Here is a 10,966-nt window from a genome sequence, read left to right on the forward strand (position 1 = left end):
ACGGGGCTCTGGGATGGTCCGATGGGCCAAGCGCCTGCAGGGAGCTGTTCTTCTTGGTTCACCGCGTAGTCGTGATGCCGTCATCCGTCGTTCCCGTTCGGCTGGGACGGTGTGCTGGTGAAAAGAACCTACAAAAAACTGTTACTTCCCGGAATTCTGATACCGGCTGTGCTGCTTTCCGGTGTCGGCCCGGCGTCGGCCGCCCCGCGGCCCGTTAGCGGCGTCCTCGACAGCGACGCCGTTCCCGTCCGCGAGGGGGCGGACAGCAGCCAGGGCCGCAGCCCGGCCGCAAGTTCCAACCCGAATGAGCCGGGAATGCTCCTCAAGGAACCTGCGGGTGGTGAGCGCATCCTCCTGAATGAAGAAGAGCGCCCTGTCGCGCCTGGCCTGGACCTGAGATCGTTCCAGTGGCTTGACTCCGCCGGGTTCGTGCGCGGGGACGTCCTGACCGCCAAGCTGGGCACCCCCGGGCTGAGTCTTGATTATGTCGACGGCGGGACGGTGACTACCCCGGGGCCGCTGGAGAACCAGGTCGAGAAGGCGGGCGCGGTCGCCGGTGTCAATGGCGACTTCTTCGACATCAACAACTCCGGATCAGCTCTGGGTGCGGGGCTCGGCCGCAAGGGCGTTGTGAAGGGACCCAACCCGGGCTGGCCGAACGCCATTGGCGTCGACGCCAACGGGCTCGCCCAGATGACCGAAATGCTCCTCGAAGGCAGCATCGTCACCCCGACGGCCACCGTGCCCCTCAAGGGACTCAACCAGAACGTCCTTGCTGTCAACGACATCGGGGCGTACACCTCCCTCTGGGGCGGCTATTCGCGCGACCGCGCCACGACGGGCGTGTCCTCGAAGGTCGAGGTTCTGGTGACCGACGGCGTGGTGACCGGGATTTCCCCCCAGCCCGGCGAGGGCGCCCTCAAGGAAAACACGATCGCCCTGGTCGGACGTGAAAACGGAGCCAAAGCACTCTCCGCATTGAAGATCGGGGACAAGGTCAAGGTGTCCTACGGCCTCAAGAGTTCTGCAGGTGAGATGGAGGTGGCCATCGGCGGCAGCCAGCCGCTCGTGCGCGGAGGTGAAGTGCTTCCCCAGGGCGACAAGAGCGTGCATCCCCGAACGGCGGTCGGGTTCAGCAAGGACCGCGCCACGATGTTCCTCGTGACCCTCGACGGCCGGATGGCTGACAGCCGGGGCATGTCCCTCGAAGAACTGGGAGCCTTCATGAAGGAGCTGGGCGCCGACATGGCGCTCAACCTCGACGGCGGAGGATCCTCAACCCTGGTGGCCCGCGAGGCCGGCGAGAGCGGGGTCGATCTGGAGAACGCGCCCTCCGACGGCTACCAGCGGTCGGTGCCCAACGGGCTGGCGCTGTTTGCCGCGGAGGGATCCGGGCGGCCGACAGGGCTCCGGGTCGCACCCGAGGCCGGTGACGCCGACGAGAACTCCCTGCGGGTCTTCCCCGGGCTGAGCCGGGAACTCGACGCGCTGGCACATGATGAAACCTACGCGCCGGTCGATGTCGACGCGAAATACCGGTCAAACCCCGCAGCCGTCGGAGAGATCGATAAGGACGGCACGTTCACCGCCAGGCGCAGCGGGGATGTCACCGTCACGGCCTCGACGGCCGGGGCGGCCGGGGAACTTCCCCTCGTCGTGCTCGGGGACCTGGAACGGGTGCGTCCCACCGCGGAGAAGGTATCCCTTAAGGACGCCTCGGATGCCGGGACGTTCGGCCTGGTCGGCTATGACGCTGACGGGTTCCAGGCACCCATCGACCCCGCCGACGTCGTGCTTGAATACGACACCTCCAAGCTTTCCATCGAGCCGAACGAAGCAGGCGGCTTCTCCGTCAAGGCGGGCGTGGACTCCGCTGGCGTCGTGGTCACAGCCACAGTCAAGGGAGTCGTCTCCCATGTGGCCGTCTCGGTAGGACTTGAGAGTCGGATCGCCGCGAACTTCGACGACGCAGCAGGCTGGAAATGGTCCGGAGCGCGGTCAACCGGATCTCTTGCGCCAACCCAGGGAAGGGACGGCGGAACCGCACTGCAGATCAACTACGACTTCACCCAGTCGACGGCGACGCGCACCTCGAACGCGGCGCCACCGAAGAACATCACTATTGACGGGCAGCCCCAGACCATCGGGCTGTGGGTCAAGGGCGACGGACGGGGCCAGTGGTGGTCCTTCTCCCTCCGCGACGACAAGGGCAATTCCTACCCCCTGTACGGGCCTCACATCACCTGGACAGGCTGGCAGTATGTCGAGGTCGATGTGCCCCAGGGCATCGCCTTCCCAATGACGCTGACCCGGTTCGGCATCATCGAAACGGCGGCGACAGCGAAATACGCAGGATCGGTCGCGATCGATGACATCACGGTCAAGGTCGCCCCCAGCATCGAAACCCCGGTGACCGACCGGGTCGCCGACGACGTCGTCATCACCGACGGCAAGGCCCTCGACGGCGGAGACTTCACGTTCGCCGTCGTCTCCGATGCCCAGTTCACGGCATCGGACCAGTCACTTATCCCTGCGGCACGGCGCACGCTCCGTGAAGCTCTCGCCGCCGACCCGGAGTTCATCGTCATTAACGGGGACTGGATCGACACCGCCTTCCCCGCGGACCTCGCTCTCGCCCGCAAGGTCATCGAGGAGGAACTCGGGGACAAGGTGCCCTGGTACTACGTTCCGGGCAACCACGAAATCTATGGTCCCGGTACCGTCGACCCGTTCGAGGCTGAATTTGGCCCCGGGCATCAGAGGTTCGTCCACAAGGGAACGCAGTTCGTTCTCCTCGACTCTTCGACCGGCAGGCTGCTCGGTGGCGGCTTTGACCAGTGGCAGATGCTCCGCGACTCGCTGGACACCGCGCGGGACAACCCGGCCATTAACGGTGTTGTGGTGCTGACCCACATGCCGACCCGCGATCCCAGCCCGATCAAGGTCAGCCAGCTTTCCAGTGCCGTCGAGGTCGGTGTCGTCGAGGACTGGCTTTCGGAATTCCGGCGCGACAGCGGCAAGGGCGCGGCCTACATCGGCTCGCACGTCGGATCGTTCTCCGCGACCTCCGTGGACGGCGTCCCCTACATCGTCAATGGAAACGCGGGGAAGACGCCGTCCACGGCTCCTGCCGAGGGCGGATTTTCCGGCTGGTCGCTGGTAGGGATCAACCCGTCGGCCGAACCGGCGCCGCTGAAGGCCCGGCATCGATCCGCACCGGAATCGGATGCGGAGAACCCATGGCTGGAAGTCGAGATGCGCCCCCACGTCGATAAGCTCGCCATCGACAACCCGGGGGCCATGGCCGCCGGCACGTCGGTCAGTCTTGACGCCCACGTCACTCAGGGGAGGCGGACCTTCCCGGTCAACTACCCCGTGAGTGCTGACTGGGCCTCGGAAAGGGTTCACATCGGCCTCGCGGCGGAAGCGCCGGGAACCAGCATTGCGGCCTACGACCCGGAGACCCAGAGCCTGACCGCACTGCGGGCAGGGGAGGGCACCCTCTCGGTCACCGTCAACGGAGTCACCGAAACCACCCCGGTCACCGTGACCGGGTAAGTCAGTGCACGCAACGGCCCCTGCTTCCTTGAGGCAGGGGCTGTTTCCGTCCGGCTCATCGGGGTTCGCCCGCGCTCTCTTTGATTCATCAGAGCCGCCGGACGCACTCCCCGGTGCCCAGCCGGGCCAGGCCGGCGCGGTCGCCGTCGGCGAAGTCGGTCACGTTGCTGTTCCGCGCGTTCATCAGCTGGTTGGGGTCCTCGACGTGGTCGAGGCCGACGACGTGCCCGAGCTCGTGCATGATCACCGCCCGGACGAGGTCCGGGCCGCCCGGATAGGTGAGGATGTCCGAGAGGGCGGGGGCATCGAGCTGCACCTGACCGGTGACGTAGACGTAGGGGTTGCCTGGGGTGGTGACCGCGCTGCTGCCGCCGAGCCCGGCAGTGTCTCCCGCGAGCTCGGGACTCTCCTGCGGCGTTGACCAGGTGATGAGGACCGGCGCCCACCGCTTGCCGTAGGCCTCAGGCTGGAAGGACTCGCGGTCTTCCGAGGGACCCTCAGACGTGGTGCCGTCGTCAATGAACTGCAGGCCGGTGGCGGCGGAAACCTGCGCGACCGCCTCATCGATGAGCCTCTCGGAGCCGGGAGGGGCGTTGTCGGGGCGGACGACGTAGTGGATCGGGCGGCAGGGGTCGTAGGCGACGAAGTCCTGCTCATCGGTGGGGGAGGAATGGAACTGGTAGGCGTCCGAGGCGGCCACCACGGGAGGCTGCCCGAGCGGCGCGTCAGCCGCCTCGATACCCCAGGGCGGCACGCTGGCGCCGGGGAAGTAGGGCAGCGCCGCCGGGAGGATGTGCCGCTCGAAGACGCCGGGCCCGAAGTAGAGCCCGGCCACCAGGGCGAGGGCGAGACCGGTGCGCAGGCCGCGGCTGAAACGCCGGCGGGGCCGCTGCCCGTGCGGTTTTGGAGGGAGGGTGCGGGAGCGCGGAGGTGCGGGCGGCCACCCGTTGGGCCGGCCCTGCGAGGCGTGGAACCCCCGCAGCTGCTGATTCAGGGATTCTTCAAGCGCCCAGGTGGGTGTGCGGCCGCTAGGTGCCTTCGATTGGCGCGGGGCGCCGTTGCGCGGGGTGCTTTCTGGCTCCCCGCCGCCGCCGGCTTGGCCCTCGTGGGGGTACGGCATACCGGCACCGCTCTCAGCCGACGAGCTTCGCGTAGACGACGTAGTTGTCGTCGAACTCACCGGTCTCCGGGTCGAACCCGTCACAGGTGATCAGGCGTAGTTCGGCCCCCTCGGTGTTCCCGTAGACCTTCTTCGTGGGGAAGGTGTCCTTGGCGTACTGCTCGCCGCGGTCGAAGGTGAAGACCGCCTTCGTGCCGTCCTCGCGGGTCACCTCGATGGTGTCCCCGGCCTTGAGCTTGCGCAACTCGGCGAAGATGCCCGGTCCTCCGTCGGTGGCATTGACATGGCCCAGGAGGACCGCGGGTCCGCGCTCGCCGGGCGTGGGCGAGCCGTTGTACCAGCTGGCGGGCGCGCCGGGGCCGTCCGGGGGGACCTCGAGGGTGCCGTTATCGCGCAGGCCGAGGCTGAGCAGCTCCGAGGTCGCACCGGTTGACGGAATGCGGAAGGAGGCCGGCCGGGACTCGGGGAGGACAGGGAGGTCCGGAGACGCCGTCGGCGTCTGAACCTGCGGTGCCGCCGTCGCCGGTGCAGGGGTGGGTGTGGTCGACGGCGTGGACGAAGTCGTCGGCGGGTTCTCGAGCATCTGGGCCGGAGCCTCGGAGGCGCAGCCGGAGAGCAGGAAGAAGGCGACCGCCGCAGCAGCCAGGCGGCTTCTACGGCGGTTGCCGGAAGAACTGATCATGCGTAGGACGATATCCGATTCGGTTCGACGATGGACGGTCAGGCCCAGGGCCTGACACCTATAGACAGGTGAACGTGGCCCGGGCGGACCAAATCGTCAGTGCATTCGAATAGGTTCTGTATGAACGGTCCGCGCTGGGCGGGCCGCTGATATTGAAGGTAGAACAGTATGCAACAGGAAACAGCTATCGCTCTCGAGGAAGCACAACGAGCGCTCCTCGCCAAGATCACTCAGACGGCGCCATCGGTGGGCTCAAGCCACCGGATACTTCACCTCGCTGAGGCATTTGCGCTTCTTCAGGGCACTGCAACTCCTCGGGGGACGGCAAGCTCAGAGTAGATAAGGGGCTAGGGCGGCTCACTGTGAAAGCGGTGCGCCGCCCTTTCGTCACAAAAGTGATGTTGTAGTCGTGTGTTAACCGAGAAGCCCCGGGCAATCTCGGTATAACGCAAATTCTTGTATGCACCTTCTGTTGAGACGACCGCAGTACCGCTGGCATGGTTTAGTACTCAGCGAATCAGAGGCTCGATGCGAAGTCCGATCGTTCGAAGCGGGACGGGCGCCACCGCCCTGAAAGTGCGGTCAGGGTCGTCCTGCTGGCCGTTGTTTTGCGGTCAATATTGCGGCTCGTGACTTCCTATGACGCACATTCTTGGATTTCACCGTGATGCGTCCAGTAGGGTCAAACACAGAATCAAGAGTTCCAACGCAAAACCCTGGTTTGTTGGACGGCAACCCTCTCGCTGTAGCGGGGTGCCCCAGGTGAGGATTCGGCCCGGCCGGCGCAGATGACCGGAGGGCAAGTACGGCACTTCCTCCGGTTGTGCCCTGAACGAGGGTTCTTTTGCCATGTCCTTATCCCCGCACGCCTCCGGCTCACCGCGCCGGATCCGCTTCAACGCCTTCGACATGAATTGCGTCGGTCATCAGTCTCCCGGGCTGTGGCGCCACCCCGAGGACCAGTCCTGGCGGTACAAGGACCTCCACTACTGGGCTGAGCTCGCTAAGACGCTCGAGAAGGGCCTGTTCGACGGCATCTTCATTGCCGACGTCCTCGGCACCTACGACGTCTACGGCGGCTCCAACGAGGCAACGCTGCGCCAGGGCACCCAGACGCCGGTCAACGACCCGTTCCTCCTGGTCTCCGCCATGGCCCTGGTGACCGAGCACCTCGGCTTCGGCGTCACTGCGGGCACGGCGTACGAGCATCCGTACCCGTTCGCCCGCCGCCTCTCCACGCTCGACCACCTCACCAACGGGCGGTTCGGCTGGAACGTCGTTACCGGGTACCTCCCCTCGGCGGCGCGGAACCTCGGGCAGACCGACCAGCTCGAGCACGATGAGCGCTACAACCACGCCGACGAGTACCTCGAGGTGCTCTACAAGCTGCTCGAAGGCTCCTGGGAGGACGACGCCGTCGTGCGCGATACCGAAAGCGGCGTCTTCACCGACCCCGCGAAGGTCCACGGAATCGGGCATGAGGGCAAGTACTTCACGACGCCGGGGATCCACCTCAGCGAACCGTCCCCGCAGCGCACCCCGGTGATCTACCAGGCCGGCGCCTCCGCCCGGGGGATCGCCTTCGCCGCGGGCAATGCGGAGGCCGTCTTCGTGGGCTCGCCGACCCGGGCGATCCTCAAGGAGACCGTCGCGAAGATCCGCGACGCCGTCGAGGCCGCCGGACGCGACCGCTACTCCGTGCGCATCTACACGATGCTCACCGTCATCACCGACGAGACCGAGGAGAAGGCGCACGCCAAGCACGAGGAGTACAAGAAGTACGTCAGCTACGAGGGGGCGCTCGTGCTGCTCTCGGGCTGGCTCGGCATCGACCTGTCGGTGTACGACCCGGATGAGCCGCTCGGCAACGTGAAGTCGAACGCCATTCAGTCGGCGGTCGCGAACTTCTCCAAGGTGGAGGACGACGGCAAGCCGTGGACGGTGCGCGACATCGCCGAGTGGGCCGGCATCGGCGGGCTGGGCCCGCGCGTCGTCGGCTCCGGTGCGCAGGTCGCCGAGGAGCTCCAGGCGTGGGTGGAGGAGACCGACGTCGACGGCTTCAACCTCGCTTACGCCATCACGCCGGGCTCGTTCGAGGACGTGGTGAAGTACGTGGTGCCCGAACTGCAGAAGCGCGGCGCGTACCCCACCGAATACGTCGAGGGGACGCTGCGGCACAAGCTGTTCGGCCGTGGCGACCGGCTGCCCGCCGAGCATCACGGCTCGAGCTACCGCCTCCAGCCCGCCGCCCGCTGACCTTCCAAGGACAACTCCATGATCTCCCTTCTTGAACTGACGAAAACCTACGGGCGTGGTGCGGATTCGGTCACGGTGCTCGACCGGCTCAACTTCGAGGTCGGCGCCGGCGAAATCTTCGCCGTCACCGGACCGAGTGGTGCCGGCAAGAGCACGCTGGCCCAGTGCATCAACCTGCTGGAGCGGCCCACCTCAGGATCGGTGGTCGTGAACGGCGAGGACCTTTCGAGCCTTCCGGAGAAGCGGCTCCGGGCGGCGCGGCGGCGGATCGGCACGGTGTTCCAGTCGGCGAGCCTGTTGAGCCGGCGCACGGCGTCGGAAAACATCGCCCTGCCGCTGGAATACCTTGGCGTGACGCCGGGGGAGATCAAGGCTCGGGTGGGGGAACTGATCGACCGCGTCGGGCTGGGGCCCAAGGCCCACTCGTACCCGTTCCAGCTCTCCGGCGGGCAGGCGCAGCGCGTCGGCATTGCCCGGGCGCTGGCCCTGCGTCCCGCCATCCTGTTAGCGGATGAGGCGACGTCGGGCCTGGACCCGGACACCACCAGCTCCGTGGTGGAACTGCTGAAGCAGCTGCGGACCGACCTCGACCTCACGGTCGTCTTCATCACCCACGAGATGGACACGGTGCGGCAGATCGCCGATTCGGTGGCGCGGCTCGAGCGCGGGCAGATCGTCGAGACCGGGCCGCTGGTCGACCTGCTGACGGACCACGGCTCCCCGCTGGGCCGGGCGCTGCAGCCACGACGCGGTTTTGCAGCGGCCGACGACGGCGCCGCCACCTGGTACGTCACCTACGACTCGGCCGATGTGCCGGGGGACTGGATCCAGCGGGTCTCCGCGGATCTTGCCGTGCCGATACACCTTCTCGGCGCATCGGTCGAAACGGTGCACGGCATCAATACCGGCAGTGCCACCCTCGGAATCACTGCGCGGTCCGACGAGGCCGTCCAGGCGGTTTTGGCCCGGTATGGGTTGAGCGGTACGCCCGATGCCCGTCGGGAGGCCACTGCCGGGGGAGTGCCGGTTTCACTGGTCCGGTCCGGAGCGGTTCCGGCGCTGGAGGGCGCAGCATGAGCGCCGTCGTCGGTGGGGCGATTTATGTCCCCCGGGCCGATGTGCCGGTGGCCGAGCTTCCCGCACTGCTGCTGCCCGCCTACGGCGAGACGGTGCTGATGGTCGGCATCGTGATGGCGATTGTCCTGGTGGTCGGGACGCCGCTGGGCGTCCTGCTTCACAATGTCGCACCGGGCGGGCTCTTTGAGCGGCCGTCGCTGCATGCGGTGCTGGGCTGGATCATCAGCGTGGGGCGGTCGCTGCCGTTCCTGATCCTGATGGCGTCGATCGTGCCGTTCACCCGCTTTATCACCGGGACGAACATCGGCATTGCCGCCGCGGTGGTGCCGATGTCCCTGGCCGGGATTGCCTTCTTCACCCGAATCGTCGAGAACGCGCTGCGGTCGGTGCCGCCGTCGATCGTGAGGGTGGCCCGCGCCTCGGGCGGGTCGAACCTGCAGATCATGAGGTCGGCGCAGTTCGGGGAGGCGGTGCCGGCCGTGCTCGGCGGGCTGACCATCCAGGTCATCGCCATGATCGAGTATTCGGCGATTGCCGGGACGATCGGGGCCGGCGGCATCGGCTACGTCGCGGTGACCTACGGCTACCAGCGGTTCGACAACACCGTCATGCTCGCGACCATCCTGATCCTCGTGGCGACCGTCGCCTTCGTGCAGGTTGCCGGCGACCGGCTGGTCCGCTGGGTGACGCCGCAGAAGCGGCTGCAGCGGGCCTGACTCACTCCTCTCTATCCTTTTCTTCTCAATATCGCGCTGTGTTCCAGCGCGCCCTCGAAAGGCTTCGCCATGTCTGAAAATACTCCTTCCCCGTCCGCCACCCCCGGCTCCTCCGTGCACGGCTTCACCCTGCGGAAGCGGCGCAAGGCGCCGTGGATTGCCGGCGGTGCCGCCGCCGTCGTTGCGGCGGGTGCCTTTACCGCAGTGCCGCTGCTGAACCCCGAGAAATCGGCCGCAGAGACCGAGGGGGCCACCCTGCTGGTGGCCACCGCCGAGGGCAACCATGCCGAGCAGGCCCTGGTGGAGTTCATCGATGAGGAGGTGGCCCCGAAGTACGGGATCGACATTGAGTTCAAGGGCCTCAGCGACAGCAACACCATCAACCGGGCGGTGAGCGAGGGCGAGGTCGCGGCCACGATCTACCAGCACAAGCTGTGGCTGGGGCAGGTGCTCGAGGCGAACCCGGATTTCCGGGAGACGGCGGTCGGCCCGGTGTTCCGGTGGGGTTTCGGGATCTGGTCGGATAAGTACAAGACCGTGGAGGAGATTCCCGACGGCGCGACGGTGTCGCTGTATTCGGATCCGGCGAACGAGGCCCAGGGGCTGTGGCTGCTGGAGCGGGCCGGGCTGATCACGCTGAAGGAGGGCGTGAACAAATGGGAGGCGACGCAGAAGGACATCGCTTCGAATCCGAAGAACCTTCAGTTCCGGCTGCTGGACTTCGCGGCGCAGTCGAGGGCGCTGCCGGACCTCGACGCCGCCGTGGGGTACACGGAGTACTACACGGCGGCGAAGATCCCGTTGGAGCAGCAGATCTTCGCCCCGCCGGCCCCGGATGAGTTCGCATCCCAGTTGACCGTGGGAACGGAGTACCTGGAGACGGAAAACATCAAGAAGCTGACGGAGGCGTTCCAGGACCCGGCCGTGCAGGAGTTCCTGGCCACCGACCCGGAGGTGAAGGGGCTGCTGCTGCCGATCGAGGGGGAGTAGCGGGAGCGAGGCGGTGCACTTCGTTCGCTTCATGACCGCACTTGGCCAATGAGACTTCGGCTGGCGGAGGTCACCGTTGCGCAATTGCGTCACCCCACGAGAAGGCTCAAAAGGTCCATGGAGAGCCGGCTGCCGGACGGCCCTCAGATGTCGATGGCCCAGTTTGCGTACCACCATGGTCGTGGATATCACCGAGCTCGCCGACGTTCCTGAGATCCGGGCCTCGCTTGAGCCGCTCGCTGCGCGGCGGGCCGCCCAGGTGGCGACGGCGGGGATGCTGGCCGAGCTGCGTGAGACGGCCGCTGCTATTTCAGGGAACGCCCTGACGGAGGGCGCCTTGTACGACCTGATGCGTTTCGACATGAAGGTCCACCGCCGCATCTAGCACGCGGAGCTGTTTGAGACGATCGCCGGGGGAGACGCGGACCGTACCGGGGATCTTGCGCTGGAGCATTTGACGAGTTTCGAGCAGGCCGTTCGGCGAGTGCTCTGATCCTGCTGAGCTGTTGTCTGATTGACTGGGGCGAAGACGGAACGCGCCAGCTGACGTCTCGTCTCGTCCCTTGG

General features: G+C 66.7%; 8 protein-coding genes and 1 riboswitch. Of the genes, 6 read left to right on the forward strand and 2 right to left on the reverse strand.

Going from position 1 to position 10,966, the window contains the following annotated elements; translation table 11 throughout:
• Positions 1–168 precede the first annotated feature (168 nt).
• A complete protein-coding gene (locus tag I6N91_RS00200; protein ID WP_198809920.1) occupies positions 169–3,558 on the forward strand; it encodes a phosphodiester glycosidase family protein in 3,390 nt (1,129 codons plus the stop codon).
• An 88-nt stretch (positions 3,559–3,646) separates the two neighbouring features.
• On the opposite strand, the gene I6N91_RS00205 is transcribed toward I6N91_RS00200, so the two are convergent.
• Positions 3,647–4,678 (reverse strand): matrixin family metalloprotease, encoded by a 1,032-nt coding sequence (locus I6N91_RS00205; protein WP_198809921.1) that lies wholly within the window; start codon positions 4,676–4,678, stop codon positions 3,647–3,649.
• 13 nt (positions 4,679–4,691) lie between these two features.
• The gene (locus tag I6N91_RS00210; RefSeq protein WP_198809922.1) at positions 4,692–5,360 is read right to left on the reverse strand and encodes a class F sortase; all 669 of its coding nucleotides are present in this window, start codon (positions 5,358–5,360) and stop codon (positions 4,692–4,694) included.
• A 692-nt stretch (positions 5,361–6,052) separates the two neighbouring features.
• Positions 6,053–6,172, forward strand: a riboswitch (SAM riboswitch).
• A 37-nt stretch (positions 6,173–6,209) separates the two neighbouring features.
• Here I6N91_RS00210 and I6N91_RS00215 point away from each other — a divergent pair.
• The 5 genes from I6N91_RS00215 to I6N91_RS00235 all read left to right on the forward strand — a co-directional run bounded on the left by I6N91_RS00215 (position 6,210) and on the right by I6N91_RS00235 (position 10,784).
• Complete coding sequence (locus tag I6N91_RS00215) at positions 6,210–7,616, forward strand: LLM class flavin-dependent oxidoreductase (protein ID WP_198809923.1); 1,407 nt, start codon at positions 6,210–6,212, stop codon at positions 7,614–7,616.
• An 18-nt stretch (positions 7,617–7,634) separates the two neighbouring features.
• Entirely contained in the window at positions 7,635–8,693 is a 1,059-nt protein-coding gene (locus tag I6N91_RS00220; protein WP_198809924.1) for a methionine ABC transporter ATP-binding protein, read from the forward strand.
• The gene (locus I6N91_RS00225) at positions 8,690–9,409 is read left to right on the forward strand and encodes a methionine ABC transporter permease (RefSeq protein WP_198809925.1); all 720 of its coding nucleotides are present in this window, start codon (positions 8,690–8,692) and stop codon (positions 9,407–9,409) included. Before I6N91_RS00220 ends, I6N91_RS00225 begins: the two co-directional genes overlap by 4 nt.
• Before the next feature lie 69 nt (positions 9,410–9,478).
• A complete protein-coding gene (locus I6N91_RS00230) occupies positions 9,479–10,399 on the forward strand; it encodes a MetQ/NlpA family ABC transporter substrate-binding protein (RefSeq protein ID WP_198809926.1) in 921 nt (306 codons plus the stop codon).
• A gap of 175 nt (positions 10,400–10,574) precedes the next feature.
• On the forward strand, positions 10,575–10,784 hold the full coding sequence (locus I6N91_RS00235; RefSeq protein WP_233091276.1) for an FCD domain-containing protein: 210 nt from the start codon (positions 10,575–10,577) through the stop codon (positions 10,782–10,784).
• Positions 10,785–10,966 lie beyond the last annotated feature (182 nt).

It is taken from the genome of Arthrobacter sp. MSA 4-2, from assembly GCF_016405885.1.
In the GTDB taxonomy this organism is placed as follows: Bacteria; Actinomycetota; Actinomycetes; order Actinomycetales; family Micrococcaceae; genus Arthrobacter_D.

Bases quoted from the DNA above. Each gene is read 5' to 3' on its own strand.
- I6N91_RS00205 (WP_198809921.1), bottom strand. From the start codon at position 4,678: ATGCCGTACCCCCACGAGGGCCAAGCCGGCGGCGGCGGGGAGCCAGAA.
- I6N91_RS00210 (WP_198809922.1), bottom strand. From the start codon at position 5,360: ATGATCAGTTCTTCCGGCAACCGCCGTAGAAGCCGCCTGGCTGCTGCG.
- I6N91_RS00215 (WP_198809923.1), top strand. From the start codon at position 6,210: ATGTCCTTATCCCCGCACGCCTCCGGCTCACCGCGCCGGATCCGCTTC.
- I6N91_RS00220 (WP_198809924.1), top strand. From the start codon at position 7,635: ATGATCTCCCTTCTTGAACTGACGAAAACCTACGGGCGTGGTGCGGAT.
- I6N91_RS00225 (WP_198809925.1), top strand. From the start codon at position 8,690: ATGAGCGCCGTCGTCGGTGGGGCGATTTATGTCCCCCGGGCCGATGTG.
- I6N91_RS00230 (WP_198809926.1), top strand. From the start codon at position 9,479: ATGTCTGAAAATACTCCTTCCCCGTCCGCCACCCCCGGCTCCTCCGTG.
- I6N91_RS00235 (WP_233091276.1), top strand. From the start codon at position 10,575: ATGGTCGTGGATATCACCGAGCTCGCCGACGTTCCTGAGATCCGGGCC.